The following is a 23,182-nucleotide window of genomic DNA, read 5'->3' as shown; positions in this document are numbered from 1 at the left end:
CTTCGTCGCATGCCTGTGGTCGTCGTCACCGACTCGACCGCCAGCCTCCCGCCGGAGGTGGCGGCCGAGCACGGCATCGTCGTCGTCCCGCTCCAGGTGGTGATCGGGGCCGAGATCCACGACGAGGGGTCGCCGGAGGCCACGCCCGCGCGGCTCGCCGAGGCGCTGCGGGCTTGGACGCCGGTCAGCACGTCGCGGCCCTCGCCGTCGGTGATGCTGGCCGTCTACGAGGAGGCGGCCCGCGAGGGCGCGACCGAGATCGTGTCGGTGCACCTCTCCGGCGACATGAGCGGCACCTTCGAGTCGGCCCAGCTGGCCGCGCGGGAGTCGCCGGTCCCGGTCGTCACGGTCGACAGCCGCCAGGTCGGCGTCGCGACCGGGTACGCCGCGCTGGCCGCCGCCGAGGTCGTCGCCGGGGGCGGAAGCGCCGCCCAGGCCGCCGAGGCCGCCCGCGCCCGCGCGGCCGCCTCCACCTCGCTGTTCTACGTCGACACCCTCGAGTACCTGCGCCGGGGCGGTCGGATCGGGGCGGCCGCGGCGCTGTTCGGCGGAGCCCTCGCGGTCAAGCCGCTGCTGCAGATCGAGGACGGCAAGGTCGCCTCCCTCGAGCGCGTGCGTACGTCGGCCCGCGCGCTGGGTCGGCTCGAGGAGATCGCGGTGACGGCCGCGGGCGAGGCGCAGGTCGACGTGTGGGTGGGCCATCTCGCCAACGCCGAGCGGGCGGCCCAGCTGGTCGAGAGGCTCGCCGGCCGGCTCGCACCCAACCTCGCGGGGCCCGACGGGGACCGCGAGATCTGGTGCGGCGAGCTCGGTGCGGTGCTCGGCGCGCACGTCGGCCCCGGCATGATCGCGGTCTGCGTGGCACCTCGTCTCTGAGGGGCCGCTGGGCCTCCACAGGTCACCGTCCCGCGGGTGTTCTCCACAGGTCGGCGCCACCCGGTCCCGGACGGCGACGGATCTTCCTAGGTTCGTGCCATGCGCACCCGCCGCCCGAGCCCCGAGCACCAGGAGGCCGTCTCGCGACGGCTCGCGCAGCTGAGCGCCGAGCTGGCGGCGGCGCGACCCGAGGACGAGGGGCCGGAGGTCCCGGGCGGAGGCGGCCCCGACGACTGGTGGAGCGACCACACCCGCCTCGCCGTGTCTCGCCCGGTTGCGGATCCGGGTCCGGCGTCGTACCTGCCCGTCCTCGACGAGCCCGCACCCGAGGTGCCCCGACCCGGACGGCACGCCGCCCGGCGCCGGCTCGCGCCCGGTCGGGCCCTGGCCACCCTGCTGCCGGAGCCGCTGCGCGGACCCGTGGGGCTGGGGCCGGCCCACCTCGCGGTGGTGGCGGTGCTGGTGGCGCTGGGGCTGGCGGTCACCTGCTGGTGGGTCGTCCGCGGTGACGCCGACCCGGTGGCAGGGCGGTTCGAGGCGGCGCCCGCCGAGGGCCCGGAGGCGTCCCCGGCCGCCCTCGAGGCGCCCGCCTCGGGGGCGGCGACCGCGCCGGAGGCGGGCGGCTCCGTGACGGTCGACGTGACCGGCAAGGTGCGCCGTCCCGGCATCGCCGTCCTCGACGCCGGCTCGCGGGTCGTGGACGCCGTCGAGGCCGCAGGCGGAGCCCGCCGCGGCGTCGACCTCTCGTCGCTGAACCTGGCCCGCGTGCTCGTCGACGGCGAGCAGGTCGTGGTGGGGGAGCCGACCGGCCCGGCGGCGGGGGCCGGAGGGGCCGCGGCGCCCGGCAGCACCGCCCCGGCGGCCGGGGCGCTGGTCAACCTCAACACCGCCACCGCGGCGGAGCTGGAGCTGCTGCCCGAGATCGGCCCGGTGACCGCCCAGGCGATCGTGGCCTGGCGCGACGAGCACGGCGGCTTCACCGCGGTCCAGGAGCTGCTGGAGGTCGACGGCATCGGCGACAAGACGCTCGCGACCCTGACTCCGCACGTCACGGTGTGAGGTGCGGCTCGACCCCGGGGAGGTCCGGGACCGGCCGGACCTCCGGATGCCGCTGCTCGGCCTGGCGGCGTGGGCGGGAGGGCTCCTGGGCCACCACGGCTCGTGGTCGCCGGTCCTGGCCGCGGGCCTCGGGGTCCTGGGTGCGGTGCCGGTCCTCGCCCGGAGGCGCGGGCGGCGGGCGGCGCTGACCGCGGTGGCGGTGCTGCTCGTCGGGACGGCCGTCGCCGGTGCTGCCCTCCTGCGGCAGGAGCAGGTCGCCCGCAACCCGGTGGCCCGACTGGCGGCCGACGGGGCCGTGGCGACGGTGGTCGCCACGGTGACCTCCGACCCGAAGGTCGTGCACGGGCGGTTCGCCGACCAGGTCATGCTCCGCGTCGAGGTCCGGGCCGTGACCGGACGCGGGTCGTCGTACTCGCTGGCGACGCCGGTGCTGGTGCTGGGCGACGACGCCTGGAGGTCCGTGCCGCTCGGCACGACGGTGCGGGCGACCGGCCGGCTCTCGCCCTCCGACGACGGCGACGTCGCCGCGGTCCTCGGGGCGGCGGGGGAACCGGCGCCTGTGGCGGCGCCGGACCTGTGGTGGCGCGCGGCCGACCGGGTGCGGGCATCGGTGCGCGACTCGGTGGCCCACCGACCCGCCGACCAGCGCGCGCTGGTCCCGGCCCTGGTCGACGGCGACGACGGCGGTCTCGATCCTGCGCTCGCCGACGACTTCCGGACGACCGGGCTGACCCACCTGCTGGCCGTGTCCGGCACCAATCTGACCCTGGTCGTCGGGTTCCTGCTGGTCGGGTGCCGGTGGCTGGGGGTGCGCGGACGCTGGCTCTACCTGGTCGGCGCCGCGGGCATCTGCGGGTTCGTGCTGCTCGCCCGCACGGAGCCCAGCGTGGTCCGGGCTGCGGCGATGGGCACGGTCGGCCTGCTGGGCATGGGGACCGACGGTCGGAGGCGAGGCTTCCGGGCCCTTGGCGTGGCCGTCACGGCGCTGCTCCTGCTCCAGCCGGCGCTCGCGGTGTCGATCGGCTTCGCCCTGTCGGTGCTGGCGACCGCGGGCATCCTGGTCCTGGCGCCGGGGTGGCGCGACGCCCTCGCGCGGTGGCTGCCGCGGTGGCTGGCCGAGGCGGTCGCGGTGCCGGCGGCGGCCCAGCTGGCGTGCACACCGCTGGTCGCCGCGATCTCCGGCCAGGTCAGTCTGGTCGCCGTGGTGGCCAACCTGCTGGTCGCCCCGGTCGTCGGGCCCGCCACGGTGCTGGGGCTGCTGGGAGGTCTGGTGGGGCTGGTCTGGGGGCCGCTCGGGCGGGTGGCGGGCACGCTCGCGTCCTGGTGCGTCGGCTGGATCGTGCTGGTCGCGCGCCGCGGCGCGGACCTGCCGGCGTCGGCGGTCGACTGGGGGACCGGGCCGCTCTCGCTGCTCGTCCTGACGGTGCTGAGCGTGGCGATCGCCGTCCTGGCCCCGCGGCTGCTGCGCCACCGCGCCGGGGGCGTCGCCTGCTGCCTGGTGATGGTGGTGACCGTCGTGGTCCGGCTGCCGAGCCCGGGCTGGCCGCCGGACGGCTGGGTGCTCGTGGCCTGCGACGTGGGCCAGGGCGACGCGCTCGTGGTCCGGGTCGGGCCGGCGGCGGCGATGGTGGTCGACGCCGGACCCGACCCGGGAGCGGTGGACGGGTGCCTCGACCGGCTCGGGGTCAGCGCGGTGCCGCTGGTCGTGCTCACCCATTTCCACGCCGACCACGTCGACGGGCTGTCCGGGGTGCTCGGCGGGCGCGACGTCGGCGTCGTCGAGATCACGCCCGTGCTCGATCCGCCGGGGGGCGTGGACCTGGTCCGGGACGCCACGGTCGGGGCCGGCGTGCCGGTCCGGACCGCGGTCCCGGGCACCCGGCGGATCGGGGAGGCGACGGTCCAGGTGCTCGGCCCGGCTGGCCCGGTGCGGGACGGTCCCGGTGACGGGAGCGCCGCCAACGACGCGAGCGTCGTCCTGCTCGTCGAGGTGCGGGGGATCCGGATGCTGCTGACCGGCGACCTCGAGCCGCCGGGCCAGGCGGGGCTGGCCCGCTCGCTGCCCGGCCTGCGGGTCGACGTGCTGAAGCTGCCCCACCACGGCAGCCGGCACCAGGACCCTGCCTTCCTCGCCGCGCTGGGGGCCGAGGTCGTGCTGGTCTCCGTGGGCGCCGACAACGACTACGGGCACCCGTCCCCGGAGGTCCTGGACCCGCTGTCCGAGACCGGCGCCGACGTGCTGCGCACCGACGAGGACGGCGACCTCGCGGTGGTGGCCGACGACGGTGATCCGGCGACCGCCACCCGGGGCTGAGCGTCGGTCCCGTGTGGGAGGCTGGACCCATCATGGCGAGCGGTCCTCAGGCAGCAGACGTCCTCGGTCGGGTCACCCTGGTGACGGGCAAGGAGGAGTTCCTCAACGAGCGCACGGTGGTGGCCGTCCGGGCCGCCGTCCGGGCCCACGATGCCGAGGCCGAGCTGGCCGAGACCGCCGCGTCCGAGCTGCCCCTGGCCACGCTCGGCGAGCTGGCGGCGCCGTCTCTCTTCTCCAGCATCCGCTGCGTCGTGGTGCGGTCGCTGGAGAACCTGCCGGACGAGTCGGTCGAGGGACTGCTGGGCTACGCCGCGGCGCCCGCCGACGAGGTCGCGCTGGTCCTGGTCCACGGCGGCGGCCCGAAGGGCTCCGGGGTGCTGACCAAGCTGCGCAAGCTGGCCACGGTCACCGAGTCCAAGTCCGGCGAGCTGCGCCCGTCCGAGCTGCCGGCCTTCGTGGCCAGCGAGGTGCGCAGCCACGGCTCGAGCATCGACCAGGAGGGGGCGGCGTTCCTGGTCCAGGCCGTCGGTCAGGACCTGCGCTCGCTGTCGGCCGCCGCCCACCAGCTCACCAACGACTTCGCGGGCGCGCCCATCGACCTCGAGAAGGTGCAGAAGTACTACGGCGGCCGCGCCGAGGCCAAGTCCTTCGCCGTCGCCGACGCCGCGTTCTCCGGTCGCCGCCAGGCCGCCCTCGAGGAGCTGCGCTGGGCGCTGGAAGGCGGCACCGCCGCCGTCCTGGTCACCTCGGCCTTCGCCGGCAGCGCCCGCGGGCTGGCCCGGTTCAAGTCCGCGCCCGGCCGGATGCGCGACGCCGACCTGGCCCGCGAGGTCGGGGTGCCGCCGTGGAAGCTGCGCACCCTGCGCGACCAGGCCCGCGGCTGGAGCGACGCCGGGATCGCCCGGGCGATCCGCGCGGTCGCCCAGGCCGACGCCGACATCAAGGGCGCGGCGACCGACGCGTCGTACACCCTGGAGCGCCTGGTGCTCACGGTCACGGGGCTGCGCGAGGGCCGCTAGCTGCTCGGTGGCCGAGTGCCGCCGAGGGACAAGGCGGTGTCGTGGGTTCGGTGGTCGAGTGCCGCCGAGGGACGAGGCGGTGTATCGAGACCACGCCAAAAAGGCGCCGACCCCGAGGGGGCGGCGCCTTCGCGAGGACGACTCAGAGAGAGGCGGTCTTCTTGGCGATCGCGGACTTGCGGTTCGCGGCCTGGTTCTTGTGGATGACGCCCTTGGAGGCGGCCTTGTCGAGCTTCTTGGCGGCGTCGCGGCCGGCCACGGTCGCGGCCTCCTTGTCACCGGCCTCCGCGAGCTCGCGGAACTTGCGGACAGCAGACTTCAGGCCCGTCTTCACGGCCTTGTTGCGCTCGTGCGCCTTCTCGTTCTGCTTGTTCCGCTTGATCTGGGACTTGATGTTCGCCACTTCTGCGCCTTCGTCGTAGGTGTGGATGAAGCTAGGAAAGTTCGTGGTGCGCGGTCGGCGGACGGCTACGGCCAGACACGCGACGTACGAGATTAACAGTGGCGCGGCGGGCCGCCCAAATCACGCAGGAGTCACGCCGGGTCATGCCAGCCGCGACGCTCGGCCAGCCAGTCCCAGACCACGTCACCCTGCCAGCGCTGGAAGTCGCGCAGGTACGGCGAGGCGGGCGGCACCCGTTCGTCGCCCTGCTTCCAGAAGTAGCCCGCGAGCAGCGCGAGGAACGCGTCGACGTGGTCGGCGGGAACGTCGCGGGTCAGGGGGAGTCGCGCCAGGAGCGCGTCGACGTCCAGGCCGTCACCCCGCGGGCCGACCATCAGCAGCACGGTGTCGAGCCAGGCGGCGCCGAGCACGGGCCAGTTCCAGTCGCAGAGCAGGACCCGGCCGTCGGCGGCGAGCAGCAGGTTGTCGTCACGGACGTCGGTGTGCACGACGGTGTCGCCGGCACCCACCGCGGCGAAGCTGGCCGCGAGCCCGGCGGCGTCGTCGAGGTGGGGGAGGTCCGGACGGGTGAGGCGCAGGTGGTCCCAGGCGGCCGGCCAGTCGGCGAGGTCGTCGGCGACCGGGGCCAGGTCGAGGGCCGGCGGAACGGGGGTCAGGGTGGCCGCCAGGGACTCGAGCATCGCGGCCGCGCCCTCGACGTCGGCCACCCTCCAGGGGCGCCGCGGGGTCGCGGCCTCGACGTGCTCGATCCCCAGGACCACCCAGTCGTCGCGGTCGTGCAGCCACAGCAGCCGCGGCGCCGGGGCCTCGGGCGGCAAGGCGCCGAGCTTGCGGGCCTCCTCGCGGTAGGAGAGGGCGAAGGCCCGCTGGGCCTTCGTGGACGCCGCCTTCACGAAGTGACGGCTGCCGTCCTCGCAGCGCAGCACCGACGCGAAGCCGGGGGTGAAGCCACCGCCCTGCGAGGTCGCCTCGACCACGGCCGAGCCGCACTCCCGCTCCACGAGCGCCCGGACGTGTGGGGGCAGGTGGGCCCACTCCAGGCGGCGGGCGGTGCGGCCGAAGGGCACGGTGGTCGCGATCACCGGGACATCCTGCCGGGTCCGGGTACCGGAGGTGATGACCACTGTCGCGGAGCTGTTGATCGAGACCCTCGCCGAGCACGGCGTGACCCAGGTGTGGGGCGTGGTCGGCGATGCGCTCAACCCGGTGACCGACGCGATCCGGCGGGAGGACCGGATCGAGTGGATCGGGGTCCGGCACGAGGAGGTGGGTGCCTTCGCGGCCGGCGCCCAGGCCCAGCTCACCGGCCGCCTCGGCGTGTGCATGGGCACCGTCGGACCCGGTGCCGTGCACCTGCTCAACGGGCTCTACGACGCCAAGAAGTCGCACGCCCCGGTCCTGGCGATCTGCGGCCAGGTGCCGCGCGAGGACATCGGCAGCGACTTCTTCCAGGAGGTCGACAACGACGCCCTGTTCGCCGACGTGGCGGTCTTCCGCGCGACGGTCACCAGCGTCGACCAGCTGCCACGCCTGATTGAGCAGGCCGGGAACGCCGCCCTGCAGGAGCGCGGGGTCGCCGTGCTCACCCTGCCGGGCGACGTGGGGGAGCTGGAGGTGCCGAAGGGTACGGCGGTCCCGCGCCTCGTCGTCGAGCAGCCGCCGGTCCCGCCGTCGGAGGAGTCGGTCGCCGCCGCGGTCCGGGCGATCGACGCTGCGGAGCGGGTGACCCTGCTCGTCGGTCAGGGCGCCCGGCACGCCCGGGCCGAGGTGCTCGCGCTCGCCGAGCGACTGCAGGCGCCGATGGTGCTGACCCTGAAGGCCAAGGAGGGCCTCGAGCAGGACAACCCCTTCGAGGTCGGGCAGTCCGGGCTGCTGGGCAACCACGCCAGCGCCGTGGCCTTCGAGAAGTGCGACCTGCTGCTGATGCTCGGCACCGACTTCCCCTACACGCAGTTCCTCCCGCACGGCACCACGACGGTGCAGGTCGATGCGGACGGCTCGCACGTCGGCCGTCGTACGCCGGTGGAGCATGCCGTGGTCGGCGACGCCCGGCTCGCCGTGCAGGCCCTGGTGGAGCAGGTCCGGCCCCGGACCGACGGGGGACACCTGGACAAGGCGCGGGCGTCGTACGACGCGTGGCGGGAGCGGCAGCAGCAGTTCCTCGACCCGTCGTACGACCGGAAGCCGAAGGGCCTGCTCCGCCGGAAGGTCGACAACCCCGAGGGGCGGATCCGGCCCGAGCTGCTCGCCGGGCTGCTGGACCGCTACGCCGCCCCCGACGCGGTGTTCACGGTCGACACCGGCATGGCCACCACCTGGCTCGCCCGGTTCGTCCGGATGACCGGCGAGCGCCGGCTCCTCGGCTCGTTCAACCTCGGCTCGATGGCCAACGCCATGCCGCAGGCCCTGGGCGCCGCGGGGCTCGACCGGACGCGGCAGGTGGTCGCCTGCTGCGGCGACGGCGGCCTGTCGATGCTGATGGGCGACCTGCTCACGGCCGTGAGCCACGACCTCCCGGTGAAGCTGGTGGTCTTCGACAACGGTCGGCTCGGCATGGTCAAGCTGGAGATGGAGCAGGCCGGCCTGCCCGAGTTCGGCACCGTGCTGCACAACCCCGACTTCGCGAAGGTGGCCGAGGCGGTCGGCATGCGAGGCATCCGGGTCGAGGACCCCCACGACCTGGAGGCCGCGGTCGCCGAGACGATGGCGTACGACGGCCCGGTGCTGCTCGACGTGCTCACCAACCCCGACGAGGTGTCGATCCCGCCCCAGCCGACGCTCGGTCAGGCGTGGGGCTTCGCGATCGCCAAGACCAAGGAGGCGGTCACGAGCCCCGAGTGACGTCGTGGTCGCGGAAGGCCCGGAATCCCATCCAGCCGGCGCCGCCGTCGTCACCGTCCCGACCGTCGAGGTCGAGCCAGTCGCCGGTGCTCGTGTCGATCACGCTCCAGCCACGCGCCCGGGCCAGTCGTCGGAGCACCGCGACCGGGTCGCCGCCGCCGCGCACCCCGATCATCAGCATCGTCACCGGGTCCTCGTCGATGCTCAGCTCGAAGAGGTGCTCGCCGTCGGACCAGGCGCCCCAGCGCGGGTCGGACCAGTCCGTGCCCGGCAGCTCCTCGCACAGCCAGGCGCGCAGGTCGTCGGCCGGGCCGAGCGGGCGCACCAGGGCCTCGTCGAGCTCGGAGACCCGGGGCCTCGGTCGCGCCACGTCCACGAGCACCACGTCCCAGCTCATGTGCTCACGGTGCCCGCCGTACCCACTCCCGAACCCCGAGGGGCCGGGCGCGGGCATCGCCTCGCCATCGGCCCGATGCCCTGCCGGCCCCCGACGACGTGCTCGCCCGGGTGCTCCGCCCGGGACCGCGGAAGGCGTGATCGTGCGGGCCGTGTGGGAGAATCGACGGGTCCCCGAGCACTCGAACGAGAGACATTCGTGCCCACGAACACCGCGCCGCCCCCGGGCCGCACCGATCCGGCGATCATCCGGAACTTCTGCATCATCGCCCACATCGACCACGGCAAGTCGACGCTGGCCGACCGGATGCTGCAGCTGACCGGTGTCGTCGACGCGCGCGCGGCGCGGGCGCAGTACCTCGACCGGATGGACATCGAGCGCGAGCGCGGGATCACCATCAAGAGCCAGGCCGTGCGGATGCCGTGGACGGTCCCCGCCGGCAACGACGAGGCCGCCGAGCCCGGCACCTACGTCCTGAACATGATCGACACCCCGGGCCACGTCGACTTCACCTACGAGGTGTCGCGGTCGCTGGAGGCCTGCGAGGCCGCCATCCTGCTGGTCGACGCCGCCCAGGGCATCGAGGCGCAGACCCTGGCCAACCTCTACCTCGCCATGGGCGCCGACCTGCACATCATCCCGGTGCTCAACAAGATCGACCTGCCCGGCGCCAACCCCGACAAGTACGCCGCGGAGCTCGCCGGTCTGGTCGGCTGCGAGCCCGACGACGTGCTGCGCGTCAGCGCCAAGACCGGCCTGGGCGTCGAGGGCCTGCTCAACCACATCGTGAAGGAGACCCCGCCGCCGGTCGGCGACGCCGACGCGCCCGCCCGGGCCCTGATCTTCGACTCGGTCTACGACACCTACCGCGGCGTGGTCACCTACGTCCGGGTCGTCGACGGCAAGCTCACCCACCGCGACCGGATCAAGATGATGTCGACCGGCGCCGTGCACGAGATGCTCGAGGTCGGCGTGATCAGCCCCGAGCCGGTCAAGGCCGGCGACCTCGGCGTCGGTGAGGTGGGTTACCTCATCACCGGGGTGAAGGACGTCCGCCAGTCCCGGGTCGGCGACACCGTCACCAGCCAGCACCACGGCGCCACCGAGGCGCTCGGCGGCTACAAGCACCCCAATCCGATGGTCTACTCGGGGCTCTACCCGATCGACGGCGACGACTACCCGACGCTGCGCGACGCCCTGGAGCGGCTGCAGCTCAACGACGCCGCGCTGACCTTCGAGCCGGAGACCTCCGGCGCCCTCGGCTTCGGCTTCCGGATCGGCTTCCTCGGCCTGCTGCACATGGAGATCACCCGCGACCGCCTCGAGCGCGAGTTCAACCTCGACCTGATCTCGACCGCGCCGAACGTGGTCTACGACGTGGTCATGGAGGACGGCTCCGAGATCGTGGTGACCAACCCCAGCGAGTACCCCGAGGGCAAGATCTCCGAGGTCCGCGAGCCGGTCGTCAAGGCGACCATCCTGAGCCCGAGCGACTACATCGGCACGATCATGGAGCTCTGCCAGAACAAGCGCGGCAGCCTGCAGGGGATGGACTACCTCTCCGAGGACCGCGTCGAGATGCGCTACACGCTGCCCATGGGCGAGATCGTCTTCGACTTCTTCGACCAGCTGAAGTCGCGCACCAAGGGCTACGCCTCGCTCGACTACGAGCGGTCCGGCGAGCAGGCGGCCGACCTGGTCAAGGTCGACATCCTCCTGCAGGGCGAGCCCGTCGACGCCTTCTCCGCGATCATCCACAAGGACGCGGCGTACTCCTACGGCGTGATGATGGCCGGCAAGCTGAAGGACCTGATCCCGCGCCAGCAGTTCGAGGTCCCGATCCAGGCCGCCATCGGCGCCCGGGTGATCGCCCGCGAGAACATCCGGGCGATCCGCAAGGACGTCCTGGCCAAGTGCTACGGCGGCGACATCACCCGCAAGCGCAAGCTGCTGGAGAAGCAGAAGGCCGGCAAGAAGCGGATGAAGAACATCGGCACCGTCGAGGTCCCGCCGGAGGCCTTCGTCGCCGCGCTCTCCACCACGCAGCCGACCGAGAAGACCGCCAAGAAGTAGGCGGTGCGGTTGGCGGTCCGCCAGGACGGGTAGTGACCGGGCGTCTCGGCGGGCGACCGGGCCCGCCCGTACGCGAGGACCACCGATGAGCGACGCACCCCTGATCGACGGCGACGGCCTGCTCGGAGCACACCTGGCCGAGCGGAGGCCGCTGGCGCTGCGGCACCGGCTGCCGGACCACCCGCTGCTGCAGCTCGACGCCATCGCCGACCTGGCCGAGCAGCTCGGCCCGGACTCCATCTCGGCGGAGAAGGCCGAGAAGGAGCTGGTCGCCGCCGACGGCACGGCCGACGCGCTCGCGGTCCGGGCCATCAGCGAGCAGATCCGCTCGCTGGCGGCCAACGACTCCTGGTTCACGCTGCTGAACATCGAGCGGGTGGCGTCGTACCACCGGCTGGTCGACGAGATCGTCGACGAGCTCGCCCGTCAGGTCGGCGTGGAGGCCGGCACCCTGCGCCGCCGGATGGGCTTCGTCTTCGCGAGCTCGCCGCGGTCGGTGACCTCGGCGCACTTCGACATCGAGCAGAGCTTCTGCCTGCAGCTGCAGGGCCGCCGGCGGCTCGGGTTCGGTCGGTTCGCCGACGACGAGCAGCGCGAGCGCGAGGTACGGCGCTACTGGGGCGGCTCGTCCTTCGGCAAGCTGGAGACGATGCCCGAGCAGACCGACGAGCTCGCGCTCGGGCCCGGCGACGGCGCCTACATCCCGCCGTACACCCCGCACTGGCTGAGCAACGGCGACACCACGTCGCTGTCGCTCACCGTCACGTTCTTCAACCGCGACAACGAGGACGAGTCGCTGGTCCAGGCCCTCAACGAGAAGGTACGACGCACCGGCCTGACGCCCCGTCCGTACGGCGACGCGCCGCGGCGCGACCGCGCGAAGGCCGGCGCCATGCGCGGGTACGCCGCGCTGCGCCGGCGGTTGCGCCCGGACACCTCCGCCTCACACTGACCGCTCGACCCGTCGGTGCGCGCTCGCGGCGAGCGACCGCGCGCCGAGCACGCCGGTGGCGAGCGCGCCGCGGGCGAACCTGATCCGCCCGATGCTGCGCCGATCATCGGCGAGCGAGTCCTTGTAGCCCTCGTCGCCGCGCAGGAAGTCGACCTCGTGGCAGCCGTCGGCCACCGCGTCCGCGACGACCCGGTGGAGCAGGACCGTGCCGGCCCCGTCGTCGGCGCGCTCCAGCGAGCGGGCGACCTGGTAGAGGCTCAGCCGCCCCGCGACGACGAAGGCCAGCGAGACCGCCCGCGCGCGACCGTCGGTCTCCAGCACGTCGACGCGGGCCTCGCCGGCCGCGAGGCCGGCGTCGAGCGCGCGGGCCAGCCGGGGCAGCTCGGCCAGCAGCGGGGCCCGGTCCGGACGGGCCTCGTGCAGCCGGCGGAAGTCCGCGAGGGCGGTGGCGAGGCCGTCGCGCGGCACGCGGTGGTGCCGGGCCCCGGCGTCGGCCAGCCGTCGGTCGGAGCGCCGGGCGCTGCGGCGGGTGCCCGACGACCGGGTGGCGAGGTAGTCGGCGGGCGCGACCGGCAGGGCGGCGTACGGCGCGACGTCGATCGCCTCGACGGGTCGTCCGAGGACCCGGCCGAGGACCGAGCCCTGGACCAGACCACTCAGGTCAACGATCAGGTTCCGATGCTGTGTGAGCCAGGTCATAAGAGGTGCCTTCAGGTCGTTCTCCGCCCCGGCCCGACACAGCAGATCGAGGTGGTCGGGACACAGCACGCCGGCGCCGCCGAACCGGATCCGGGGCACGCCGAGATGCCGGTCCCGGGTGATCGGGAGGCCGCCGACCAGCCCCTCGCCCGTTCGATGAAAGGCCAGGTAGGAACCTGTTTCGGTACACGCGTACCGCAACCACCAGGACCTCAGGAACGGGGACGGGACCGGGCTCTCGTCGACCAGCCGGTCCCACGCCGGACCGGCCTCCCCGAGGTCGCTGACGAGGGTCGCGACGACGGGCCGGGGGGTGTCCACGCCCGGAGCCTAGGCCTGATGCCAAGGAGAGATTGACGTTTACACCATCGCTGTTCCGAGCAGACGTCAGGGTGTCGCCTTCTCGGGCACCTAGGGCGACCGAACGTTTCCAGGGGGGAAATGTCCGTGCCGAACAACGAGGGCGGAGCCATGTCCGACCACGCCACCAGCAGCACCGACGTACGAGACCGAGCGGAGTCCTTCCGGGCCACGCTCGGAGCACGCCAGGAAGCCGACGCGATCCTGGCCGAGGCGGCCCAGGTGCGCCGCCAGGCCGGGGTCGACGCCGAGCGCCTGGTCGCCGAGGCCGAGACGCTCGCCGCCGAGCTGACCCAGCAGGCGCGCAGCAGCGCCGAGCAGGTCACCGCCGAGGCCCGGGAGCGCGCCGACGGCATCCTCGCCCAGGCCCGTCAGTCGGCGGACCGGCTCCGGGTGCAGGCACGGGCCGACGCCGAGGCGGCCCGCGAGCAGTTCCTGGCCGAGCTCGAGGCCGAGAACCGCGAGCGGCTGCACGGGGTGCGACAGCGCGCCGAGGAGCTGCTCGCCGGCATCGAGACGGTCGTGCGCGGCCTCGGGAGCACCCTGCAGCAGGCGGAGGGGTCGGTCTCCGAGATGGAGCGCTCGCTGCACCAGGTCCGCAGCGACGCCGTCGAGCGGCTGCCCGAGACGCCGGCGGGTCCGTCGCCGCGCGAGCTCGCCGCGGCGGCCGAGACGGCCGAGCGTGCGGCCCGCACCGAGGCCGTCCTCGACGACCTGGCCGCCCGTTCCTCGGCGACCGCGGACGAGGCCCCGGCCGCTGAGCCGGACCCCGTCGAGGCGACGCCCGCGCCTGGGCCCACGCCCGAGCCGACCGTCGCCGTGAAGACGCTGTCGACCGAGCCGGCGCCGGCGCCGACGTACCCGTCCGGACCCGAGTCCGAGGCGGACCAGCGCCCGCTCGGGTGGCTCTTCCGCACCCCCCGGACGTGACCGGGTCACGGCCCGTCGGCGCAACCCCCGGCGACGGGCGTGGCCTCGTCGACGTAGTCCGTCGCGGCGTTGGGCGGGCGGATCGGGAGCACCTGCACGCCCGTGACCGTGCTCCCGGCGGGCACCGGGTGCAGCAGCTCCATCTCGATGCGCTGCACCTGGTCGGCGGGGAAGCAGTGCCAGCGCCCGGAGACCACGGCGAGGAACGTCCCGTCGGGCCGGGCCAGCGTCGCCTGCACGGTCGCCACGTCGACGGCCGTGCCCGCGGGTGTCACGTCGGCGAGCACGACCGTGCCCTCGGCGGTGCCGCGGATCCCGACCGACTCGGCCGTGACCGACGAGGCGGTGTCGTCGTTGGCCCACGACACGTCGCGGTAGCGAACCTCGACGTCCGCGATCGCGGCCGGGTCCACCTGCGTGTCGAAGTACAGCCCGTACGTCGTTCCCGGAGGGAGGTCGAGCACCGTGCAGCAGTCGCCGCGTGCCGACTGGACCGCCGATGACGCCAGGGTCACTCCACGCTCGTCGACGGCCGTGACGACGGCGGTGGCCCGCCGTAGGGTCCGGTCGCCGTCGTTGCGGACGAGCACCGAGACCAGACCGTCGAGCTCGCCCCACTCCTGGGTGGCCAGTACGTCGGTCGACCCCGAGGTGCCCGCGGTCGGGTCCGTCACGTCGGCGTCGGCGCCGGTGAGCTGGGCGCATCCGGCGAGCGATGCGGCGAGCGCGGTCAGCGCCAGCGCCATGGCCCCGGCCCTGCGTCGTGTGTGCACCCGTGTCCCCGTCCTCGTGCGCCGCGCGGCGCCGGGCGTCATGGTAGGCACACGGTGACCCGGACGCTGCCGCACTGGACGGTCGGCGACCGGCTGGCCGCCGTCCGCGTCCTGCTGCCGGCCGACCCGGGACCGGTCCCGGTGCTCGCCGTCGGCGAGGTCCTGCGGCCCCACCTCGCGGCCGCGCTGCCGGAGGCGACCACCCTCGACGAGGCCCCGGCCGACGGCTGGACGCTGCTGGTCGTCGAGGCGGCCGGCCACGACGTCGAGGCGCTGCGCCGACGGGTCGCGCCCGGCGGGACGGTCGCCGTGCTCGGACCGCACGGGCAGCACGCCGTCTACCCGGCGTCCGACCGGCCCGAGCTGGTCTGGCGCCGGGGCTGGCCGGTCTCGGGCGTCGCCGATCCCGCCGCGTGGGTACGACGGCGCGCGGCGCTGGCCCTCGCGCGGCGGCACGGCAGCTTCCTCGACGTCACCGGTGCGGACCGGCCGACGCTCGCCGACGAGGTGCTCGCCCAGCTCGAGCACGCCACCGGTGTCCCCGGCCGACTGGTCGGCGTGGTGACCGCCGGCCACACGGTCCTGCGCGTGCGCACCGCGGACGGCGACGTCGCCGTACGGCTGACGATGGTGCACCCCGACCGCGACCCCGACCCGTCGCGGGCCGTGCTCGCCGACGTGCCGGAGCTGGCGCCGCTGCTGCCCGCCACCCTCGCCTCCGGCACGGTCCGCGGCCTTCCCTGGGTCGCGGTGGAGTGGGTGCCGCGACGCCGCTCGACCGGCGGGTGGCCGTGGCCGACCGCCGAGTCGCAGGCCGCCGGCGCGGAGGCGGTCGTCGACGCGCTGGCCGCCCGGCTGACCGGGGAGACCGGGCCGGGCTGGGCCGCGGACTGGTGCGAGCGCGCGCACGTCGTACCGCTCGACGTGCGGGCGGCCTGGGCCGAGCAGCTGGCGGTATTGGAGCGAGGCGTCCCGACGGCCTGGTGCCACGGCGACCTGTGGTCCGGCAACGTGCTCGCCGACGGCGAGCGGCGGGTCGTCATCGATTGGGACAACGCCTCGGCGGACGCACCGCTGGGCCTGGACCGGGTGCTCCGCCCGGCGCTGCGCGAGGCGGGGGAGCCGGGGCGCAACGTCACGACCGAGCTGTTCCGGCTGGTCGACGAGGTCGACCTGCTCGGCGACGCCGAGGTGGCGGGCCGGCGCTGGACCGCGTGGGACCGCGCCGAGCGCCGGGCCCTGGTGCTGGCCGCGGTGGTGCTCTACCTGCGCAACCGGTCCGAGCACGACCTCGCGCCCGAGGAGCTGGCCGCCCACCTGAGCGCCGCGCGCACCGGTCTGGAGACACCCGTGGCCGTCCCGACCACCGGGACCGAGGGACTGGCCGCGGCGCGGACCGCCCGCGGCGCACTGTGGCTGGCCACCAACGGCATCGTGGTCAAGACCTCCCAGACCGTGGTGCTGCTGGCCCTCGCGGCCCTGCTCGCTCCGGAGGCCCTGGGCCTGGTCGCGCTCGGCACCCTGGTCGCGAACGCCTCGGCGGTCGTCACCAGCCTCGGGACGGCGAGCGCGCTCGTCTACTGGCGTGGTGACGTCGAGCGCGCCGCGCGCACGGCGGTCACGATCGGCGCGGGCATGGGGATCGCGCTCGCGGGGCTGCTGTGGGCCGCGGCGCCCTGGCTCGCCCGCACCCTCGGGGCCGCCGACGGTGCCCCGGTGATCCGTGGCCTGACCGCCGTCCTGCCCTGCCTGGCCGTCGCCGCCGTCACCAACGAGCTGTTGCGCCGGCGCTTGCTGTTCCTGCGCCGGATCGTCCCGGACACGGTCTCCTCGGTCGTCGGCGCGGGTGTCGCCATCGCCCTGGTCGCCGGCGGCAGCGGCGTGATGGCGCTGGTCGCGGGCCAGGTCGTCCAGGCCGTGCTCACCCTGCTGCTGTCCTGGTGCGTGCACCCGCCGGTGCTCCCCGGCTGGAACCGCGAGGACGCTCGCGGCCTGCTGACCTACGGCGGCCCGTACGCCGGCGCGAACCTGCTGGAGCTGGTCCAGCTCAACGTCGACTACCTCATCGTCTCCGCGGTGCTCGGCCCGGTCGCGCTCGGCCAGTACTCGCTGGCCTTCCGGCTCTCGTTCATGCCGTACCTGATGATCGTCGTCGTCATCACCGGCGCGGCGTTCCCCTACCTGTGCCGGATGCGCGGGCGGCGGCTGGGCGAGGCCGCGACCGTGGTGATGACCGCGACCCTGACCCTGGTGCTGCCGCTCTGCGCGGGCGTCGCGCTGCTGGCCGACCACCTCACCCTGCTCGGCGAGAAGTGGGAGCCGGGCGTGCCGGTCGTCGCCTGGCTCGCCGGGTACGCCGTACTGCTCAGCGTCGGTCAGCTGGTGCAGGTGACCCTCAACGCGTCGGGACGGCCCGCCGTGACGATGACCGTGCGGCTGTGCCACCTGCTGCTGCTCGTCGCCAGCCTGTCGGTGGTGGCGCACCACGGCGTGGTCCCGGTCGCGCTCACCCAGCTCGCGGTCGCCGGGTGCGTCGCGCTGCTCGCCGTCACGCTGGCCCGGGTCCTGGTGCGCGGCTTCTCGCTGCGAGCCCTGGGCCGGGCGCTCCGCCCGGCTGCGGCAGGCGTCGCGGCGATGGTCGTGGTGGTGCTCGCCGCCCGGACCCTGCTCGACCTCGACGGCCCGAGCGTCGGCAGCCTGGTCGGGCTCGCGCTGCTCGGCGCCGCGGCGTACGCCGTCCCGGTCTGGCTGCTCGACCGCCAGCACCTGCTCGCCGCGGCCCGGCTCGTCAGGAGGACGTCGTGAAGGCTCCCACCCGGGCGATCGCCCGGACCCTGCGACCGCTGGCCCGGTCCGGGCGCCGGCTGCGCCGCCAGCACGGCCTGACCGTGATCGGCTGGCACCGGGTCGACGGCCGTCGTACCGACGGGCTCTCGACGGGGGTCGACGACTTCCGCGCCCACCTCGACGTGCTGGAGGAGGTGGACGCGCAGGTGCTGCCGCTGGAGTCGGCCGTGGCGCGGCTCCAGGCCGGGACCCTGCCTCCGCGGGCCGTCGCGCTGACCTTCGACGACGGCTACGCCAGCGTGGTCGAGACGGCCTGGCCGCTGCTGAAGGAGCGCGGCCTGGACGCCACCCTCTTCGTGGTCACGGGCAGCCTGGTCGGTCCGATGCGCTTCGCCTGGGACGAGGGCGAGCGGGAGCCGGACCGGATCCGGCTGGCCACCGCCGACGAGCTCGTCGAGGCCGCGGGCCAGGGGCTCGCGCTCGGCTCGCACACCGTCACCCACCCGTGGCTGCCGGGCCTGGACCCGGCCCTGCTGGAGCACGAGCTGGGAGAGTCGCGCAGCCGGCTGGAGGATCTGCTCGGGCGGCCGGTGCGCGCGGTCGCCTACCCGACGGGCGGCTGGTCGGGCGCGGTCCGCGCCGCCGCCGAGCGGGCCGGCTACACCACGGGCATCACCGTCGACCGCGGCACCAACACGGCCCGCACCCACCCGCTGGAGCTGCGCCGGTCGTTCGTGCCGGCGGCGACGGCCGACCTGCGGCTGATCCTCGACGGCGCCTACACCTACCTGCGCCCGCTCGACACCTGGCGCCGCCGGGGGCCCGCGTGACCTCCCTGGCCGTGGTCGAGGAGACCACCGGCTCCGGCTCGCGCAGCCGGGGCCAGGTCATCGTCGTCGGGCTGGCCGCGCTGCTCGGCTTCGCCGCGGGCGTGCAGCCGGTCCTGGTGCTCGGTGTCCTGGCGGCGGCCGTCGTCGGCACCGCCCTGCTGCTGCACGTCGAGTGGGCGGCTCTGGCCGTGGTGGCCTCGGCGGTGTTCGAGGACTACCTCCACGTGGTCGACGGGCGGGTGGTCAAGGTGCTGGCCGTGCTGCTGGTCGCGGCCTGGCTGCTGCGCCGCTGCCGCGGGCCACTGCCGGGGGCCGTGCACGCTCCGGTGCTGCTGTCCGTGCTCGGCCTGCTCGTCGTGCTGCTCGCGGCGACGGTTGCGCACACCAACGGGACCGCGGGCCTCGCCGTCCTGCTGCGCTGGGCCGGCTTCCTCGCCGTCGTCGCCGTCCTCCTCGACTGCCTGCCGGCGCTCGTCAGCCCGGCCCGGCTGGCCCGGGCCTACGTCTGGTCGTGCACCGCGGCCGCGCTGTGCGGCCTGCTGACCTACCTGTTCGCCGACGAGCGGCGGGTCGTCGGCCCGCTCGGCGACCCCAACGACCTGGCCTTCTTCCTGCTGGCCGCGCTCCCGCTCGCCCTCGGCCTGCGGTCGCGCTCCACCACGCCCTGGCCGTACGGCGTCGCGACCGCGCTGCTCCTGCTCGCCCTGCTCGGCACCCTCTCGCGCGGCGCCCTGGTCGGCGCCGGGGTGGCGCTGCTCGTCGCCGTCGTGCTCGGGCAGCTCTCGCTGCGCGCGCTGGCCGGGCTGACCGCGCTGCTCGGCCTGCTCGTCGCGCTGAGCCTGGTCGCCGTCCCCGGCCTGGTCGCGACCAGCCTCGACCAGAAGGAGCACGTCGCCGACCAGAACGTCTCCGAGCGGCTCGACCTCTGGGAGTCCGCGGGCCGGATGACCCTCGAGAACCCGGTGCTCGGGCTCGGCCCCGGTGCCTTCCAACTCTCCCACAGCGACTACCTCGACCGGCTGCCCGACGACGTCAACCACCGGCTCGACGTCGCCCACAACACCTACCTGGAGACGTCCAGCGAGCTCGGCCTGCTCGGGCTGCTCGCCTTCCTCGCCGTCCTGGTCACCGGCTTCCTGGCCGCCCTGCTGACCTGGCGGCGCGAGCGCGATCCGCTGGCCGGCGCGGTCTGCTCCGCCCTCGCCGGTACGGCGGCCGCCGCCACCTTCGTCACCGAGCAATACTTCCTCCCGCTCTGGCTGCTCGTGGCCCTCGGCGCCGGGCTCGCCGGGCGGTCGCCGCGGGAGACGGGGGTGTCGACGTGAGCCGCGTCGTCCAGCTGCTGACCCAGGCCGAGGGCGGACCGGTCGACCACGCCGTCGCCGTCGCCGCCGAGCTGGTGGCTCGGGGCGTGGACAGCCACCTCGTCGGCCCGACCGGTCCCGGGACCGACCGGGCCCGCGCCGCCGGCGTGACCTGGCACGACGCGGCGCCGACCAGCAAGCGCGACGCGAACGGCGCCCTGACGACCGGCCGCCTGCTCGGACGGCTGCGCCCGGAGGTCCTGCACGCCCACGACCGCCGGGCCGGCTGGCTGGCCCGCGCGGCCGCGCCGCTGCTGCCGGGCACGCGGGTCGTCTACACCCTGCACGGCGTCGCCGACGGGCTGTCCGACCTGGTCGCCGGCAACGCGCTGGCCGGGCCGCGCCGGCGCCGCGACCGGCTCTACTACCTGACCGGCGAGCGGCTGGTCACCCGCTGGGGGCGGGCCCGCGTGGTGACGCCGAGCGCCGCGGTCGCGTCGTACGCCGTCGAGCACGTCGGCCTGCCCGCCGACCGGGTGCACGTCGTCGCCAACGGGGTCGACCCGGACCACTACCCGGTCACGCCGCTGCCGGACGGTCCGCCGACGGTCGTCTGGGTGGGTCTGATGGGTGGCGTCAAGCGGCTCGACGTCCTGCTCGACGCCGCCGAGCGGCTGTCCGACGTCCGGGTCGTCGTGGTGGGGGACGGGCCCGACCGGGCCCACGTCGAGGACCGGGTACGCCGGGGCCCGCTGGCCGCCCGCGTCACCCTGACCGGCCGGGTCGCCGACCCGCGCCCGCACCTCGCCGGCGCGCACGTGCTCGCCCTGACCTCGGCGGCCGAGAACTGCCCGCTCGTCGTGCTGCAGGCGATGGCCTCCGGGCGCCCGGTCGTCGCGACCGCGGTGGGCGGCGTGCCCGAGCTGGTGCGCGACGGCGTGGACGGGCGGCTCTGCGCGCCCGGTGACCCGGTGGCCTTCGCCGCCGCGCTCGCCGACGTCCTGCGGACCCCCGGACGGCCGGCGGCGATGGGGGCGGCGGCCCGCGAGCGGATCGGGTCGGGCTGGACGCTGCGGCACTGCGTCGACGGGCTCCAGGCCGTCTACGGGAGGGCGGTCGCGTGAGGGCGCTGATGGTCATCGCCGAGATGGGCACCGGCGGCGCCGAGACGGTGGTCAGCGACCTGGTCGCCCACCTCGCCGACCAGGGCGACCACCTCGCGGTGGCGAGCGAGCCGGGCTGGCGGGCCGAGCACCTGCAGGAACGCGGGGTGCGCACCGTCGCCGTACCCCTGCGCTCGCGCGGCCCGGGCGCGCTCGGCGTGGCCGCCGCGCGGATCCGGGGCGAGGTGCTGCGCCGCCCCGTCGACGTGCTGCACGCCCACAACGTGCGCGCCTCCGTGGCGGCCCACCTCGGGGCCCGCTGGCCCGCCCGACGCACGCCGCTGATGAGCACCGTGCACGGCCTGGCCGAGAGCGACTACCCGGCCGCGGCCCGGGTGCTGGACCGGGTCGCGGACCGGGTCGTCGCGGTCTCCGACGACGTCGCCGCGCGCCTGGAGCAGCACGGGCTGCGTCGTACCCGGCTCGACGTCGTGGAGAACGCGGCCGGGGTCGCCGTCGGTCCGGGCCGCGACCGGGCACGCGCCGACCTCGGGATCGCGCCCGACGTCCCGGTCGCGCTGTGTCTGGCCCGGCTCGCCCCGCCCAAGCGTCACGACCTGCTGGTCGAGGCCTGGCAGCGGGTGCCGGCTCCCGCGGTGCTCCTGGTCGCGGGCGACGGCGAGCACCGCGACCGGGTCGAGGAGCAGGTGCGCGCGGCCGGCCTGGAGCACCGGGTGCGGCTGCTCGGCCAGCGGCGCGACGTGGCCCGGCTGCTCGCAGCCGCCGACGTCCTGGTGCTGCCCTCCGACCGCGAGGGACTGCCGATGACCGTGCTCGAGGCGATGGCGGCCGGCGTACCGGTCGTCGCGTCCGCGGTCGGCGGCCTGCGCTCCCTCGACGCCCGCACGGTCGAGCTGGTGGCCCCCGGGTCTCCGGCCGCGCTGGCCGACGGGCTGCTGCGCGTGCTGGGCAGCGCCTCGCAGCGGGCCGAGATGGCCGCCCGCGGTCGCGCGGCCGCGGCCGCCCGCTTCTCCGTGGAGACGATGCGGGCCCGCTACCAACGGATCTACGACGAGCTCAACCGATCGAGGCGCCCGTGACCCGGGTCGCCTGTTGCACCGAGCGAGGGAAGATCTCCCTCGCTCCGACTTGCGTGGGGGACACGCGGTGGAGTTGACATGGAACTGAAGGACGTCGGTGGTGCCCTGTGGCGCCACAAGCTGCTCGTGCTGGTCGTGCTGCTGGTGACGGGGAGCGCTGCGGGCCTCGGCCTGTGGGCCGCGCCCAAGACCTACACCGCCACGACGACGGTCGCGACCGCCGAGGACCCCGCGGGCGCGGGCGTGGCGGACCCGGACTCGCTGCGGGGGACCCTCGCGGAGCTGGCCAACTCCCGCGACGTCCTCGACGAGGTGCGCGGCCGGCTGAGCGTGGACCGCTCGGTCGACGAGCTGCGCCGCTCGGTCGCCGGGGCGTGGGTCGAGGGCACCATCCTGATCCAGGTCACGGTGGACGACGCGGACCCGGAGGTGGCGGCCGAGATCGCCAACCTGGTCGCGGACGTGCTGCCGCTCTACGACCCCAGCACCGGGTCGTTCCTGTTCACGGTCAGCAACGAGGCCGTCCCGCCGCGCACCTTCTCCAGTCCTGACCTGCTGCTCGGTGGCGGCGTCGCGGTGGTGCTCGGTCTGATCCTGGCCACCGGGGCGGCGCTGATGCGCGACCGTCGTACGACGAGCGTCGAGACGCCCCGCGAGGCGGAGAGTGCGGCCGGCGCGCCGGTGCTGGCCCGGATCGCCCGGCCCCGGGACTCGACCACGCTGCCGTCGCTCTACCCGGGTACGGCGGCCGCCGACACGTTCCGCCGGCTGCGCATCGCCCTCGAGGCCGAGGCCAGCTCCGAGCCGGTCGACCTGCTGGTCGTCGCCGGTGCCACCGAGGACGACGCCAGCGTCTGGCTCGGCGCCAACCTGGCCGTCTCGCTGGCCGTCGCCGGCCGGCAGGTGGTCCTGGTCGACGGACGGCTGGGCACGCGCCACGGCCGCCCGATCGCGACCGCCCCCGGCACCGCGGGGCTGTACGACGTCCTGACCGGGGCCGAGCTGGTCGACGGGCTCAGCCAGGGCCCGGTCGACGGCCTGCAGGTGCTCCCGTCGGGGGACTGGGGCGGCGAGCCGACCGAGCGGCTGCTGGAGACCCGGTTCGCGGCGGTCATGCAGGAGGCCACCCGGCGCTTCGACGTCGTCGTGGTGCTGGCGCCCGCGCTGGACGTCTGCGACGACGCACGGGTGATGGCGGCCGGCGGGTCGCTGGTGCTGACGGTCTCCTCGGGCGCGGTCTCACCGCAGCAGCTGCATCGCGCCGCGACCCGGGTCCGCTCGGTCGGCGCCCGGCTGCTCGGCACGGTGCTGCTGTCCAAGCAGACGGCCCGCTCGCCGCGCAGCGTGCGCGCCGCGGCCTGA

General features: G+C 75.2%; 19 protein-coding genes. 14 read left to right on the top strand and 5 right to left on the bottom strand.

Features of this window, described 5'->3' with window-relative positions:
• The first annotated feature begins 9 nt into the window (after positions 1–9).
• The 4 genes from V7S47_RS14965 (at position 10) to holA (ending at position 5,268) form a co-directional block, all read left to right on the top strand.
• Positions 10–876, top strand: coding sequence for a DegV family protein (locus tag V7S47_RS14965; RefSeq protein WP_336562305.1), 867 nt, complete (start codon positions 10–12; stop codon positions 874–876).
• A gap of 99 nt (positions 877–975) precedes the next feature.
• A complete protein-coding gene (locus V7S47_RS14960) occupies positions 976–1,935 on the top strand; it encodes a ComEA family DNA-binding protein (protein ID WP_336562304.1) in 960 nt (319 codons plus the stop codon).
• Between the two features lies 1 nt (position 1,936).
• Positions 1,937–4,249 (top strand): ComEC/Rec2 family competence protein, encoded by a 2,313-nt coding sequence (locus V7S47_RS14955; RefSeq protein ID WP_336562303.1) that lies wholly within the window; start codon positions 1,937–1,939, stop codon positions 4,247–4,249.
• Between the two features lie 32 nt (positions 4,250–4,281).
• Positions 4,282–5,268, top strand: a complete 987-nt coding sequence (gene holA / locus V7S47_RS14950; protein ID WP_336562302.1) for a DNA polymerase III subunit delta — start codon at positions 4,282–4,284, stop codon at positions 5,266–5,268.
• Positions 5,269–5,410: 142 nt separating this feature from the next.
• Here the strand turns inward: holA and rpsT are convergent, their stop codons facing one another.
• Complete coding sequence (gene rpsT, locus V7S47_RS14945) at positions 5,411–5,671, bottom strand: 30S ribosomal protein S20 (RefSeq protein ID WP_090859359.1); 261 nt, start codon at positions 5,669–5,671, stop codon at positions 5,411–5,413.
• A 131-nt stretch (positions 5,672–5,802) separates the two neighbouring features.
• On the bottom strand, positions 5,803–6,753 hold the full coding sequence (locus tag V7S47_RS14940) for a phosphotransferase family protein (protein ID WP_336562301.1): 951 nt from the start codon (positions 6,751–6,753) through the stop codon (positions 5,803–5,805).
• Between the two features lie 34 nt (positions 6,754–6,787).
• On the opposite strand from V7S47_RS14940, the gene V7S47_RS14935 reads away from it, so the two are divergent.
• Positions 6,788–8,512 carry a thiamine pyrophosphate-dependent enzyme gene (locus V7S47_RS14935; protein ID WP_336562299.1) on the top strand — a complete coding sequence of 575 codons (1,725 nt, stop codon included), beginning with the start codon at positions 6,788–6,790 and terminating at the stop codon, positions 8,510–8,512.
• Here V7S47_RS14935 and V7S47_RS14930 read toward each other — a convergent pair.
• Positions 8,496–8,909, bottom strand: a complete 414-nt coding sequence (locus V7S47_RS14930) for a hypothetical protein (protein ID WP_336562298.1) — start codon at positions 8,907–8,909, stop codon at positions 8,496–8,498. The genes V7S47_RS14935 and V7S47_RS14930 overlap by 17 nt on opposite strands.
• Before the next feature lie 198 nt (positions 8,910–9,107).
• Here V7S47_RS14930 and lepA point away from each other — a divergent pair, with 198 nt between their 5' ends.
• On the top strand, positions 9,108–10,982 hold the full coding sequence (gene lepA / locus V7S47_RS14925) for a translation elongation factor 4 (RefSeq protein ID WP_090859351.1): 1,875 nt from the start codon (positions 9,108–9,110) through the stop codon (positions 10,980–10,982).
• An 85-nt stretch (positions 10,983–11,067) separates the two neighbouring features.
• Positions 11,068–11,934 (top strand): JmjC domain-containing protein, encoded by an 867-nt coding sequence (locus V7S47_RS14920; protein WP_336562297.1) that lies wholly within the window; start codon positions 11,068–11,070, stop codon positions 11,932–11,934.
• On the opposite strand, the gene V7S47_RS14915 is transcribed toward V7S47_RS14920, so the two are convergent.
• Positions 11,926–12,954 carry a GNAT family N-acetyltransferase gene (locus V7S47_RS14915; RefSeq protein ID WP_336562296.1) on the bottom strand — a complete coding sequence of 343 codons (1,029 nt, stop codon included), beginning with the start codon at positions 12,952–12,954 and terminating at the stop codon, positions 11,926–11,928. The genes V7S47_RS14920 and V7S47_RS14915 overlap by 9 nt on opposite strands.
• 150 nt (positions 12,955–13,104) lie before the next feature.
• Between V7S47_RS14915 and V7S47_RS14910 the strand changes: the two genes are divergently transcribed.
• On the top strand, positions 13,105–13,923 hold the full coding sequence (locus V7S47_RS14910) for a hypothetical protein (protein WP_336562295.1): 819 nt from the start codon (positions 13,105–13,107) through the stop codon (positions 13,921–13,923).
• Positions 13,924–13,928: 5 nt separating this feature from the next.
• Here the strand turns inward: V7S47_RS14910 and V7S47_RS14905 are convergent, their stop codons facing one another.
• Positions 13,929–14,669, bottom strand: a complete 741-nt coding sequence (locus tag V7S47_RS14905; RefSeq protein WP_336562294.1) for a hypothetical protein — start codon at positions 14,667–14,669, stop codon at positions 13,929–13,931.
• An 81-nt stretch (positions 14,670–14,750) separates the two neighbouring features.
• On the opposite strand from V7S47_RS14905, the gene V7S47_RS14900 reads away from it, so the two are divergent.
• The 6 genes from V7S47_RS14900 to V7S47_RS14875 all read left to right on the top strand — a co-directional run bounded on the left by V7S47_RS14900 (position 14,751) and on the right by V7S47_RS14875 (position 23,182).
• On the top strand, positions 14,751–17,501 hold the full coding sequence (locus V7S47_RS14900; RefSeq protein WP_336562293.1) for an oligosaccharide flippase family protein: 2,751 nt from the start codon (positions 14,751–14,753) through the stop codon (positions 17,499–17,501).
• Complete coding sequence (locus tag V7S47_RS14895; protein ID WP_336562292.1) at positions 17,498–18,313, top strand: polysaccharide deacetylase family protein; 816 nt, start codon at positions 17,498–17,500, stop codon at positions 18,311–18,313. The genes V7S47_RS14900 and V7S47_RS14895 overlap by 4 nt, the downstream gene beginning before the upstream one ends.
• Complete coding sequence (locus tag V7S47_RS14890; RefSeq protein WP_336562291.1) at positions 18,310–19,638, top strand: O-antigen ligase family protein; 1,329 nt, start codon at positions 18,310–18,312, stop codon at positions 19,636–19,638. The genes V7S47_RS14895 and V7S47_RS14890 overlap by 4 nt, the downstream gene beginning before the upstream one ends.
• Complete coding sequence (locus V7S47_RS14885; protein WP_336562289.1) at positions 19,635–20,741, top strand: glycosyltransferase family 4 protein; 1,107 nt, start codon at positions 19,635–19,637, stop codon at positions 20,739–20,741. The genes V7S47_RS14890 and V7S47_RS14885 overlap by 4 nt, the downstream gene beginning before the upstream one ends.
• A complete protein-coding gene (locus V7S47_RS14880) occupies positions 20,738–21,820 on the top strand; it encodes a glycosyltransferase (RefSeq protein ID WP_336562288.1) in 1,083 nt (360 codons plus the stop codon). The genes V7S47_RS14885 and V7S47_RS14880 overlap by 4 nt, the downstream gene beginning before the upstream one ends.
• Before the next feature lie 78 nt (positions 21,821–21,898).
• Complete coding sequence (locus V7S47_RS14875; protein WP_336562287.1) at positions 21,899–23,182, top strand: Wzz/FepE/Etk N-terminal domain-containing protein; 1,284 nt, start codon at positions 21,899–21,901, stop codon at positions 23,180–23,182.

It is taken from the genome of Nocardioides sp. CCNWLW216, from assembly GCF_037120545.1.
Lineage (GTDB): Bacteria > Actinomycetota > Actinomycetes > Propionibacteriales > Nocardioidaceae > Nocardioides > Nocardioides lianchengensis.
This window is presented reverse-complemented; position numbering and strand designations above follow the sequence as displayed.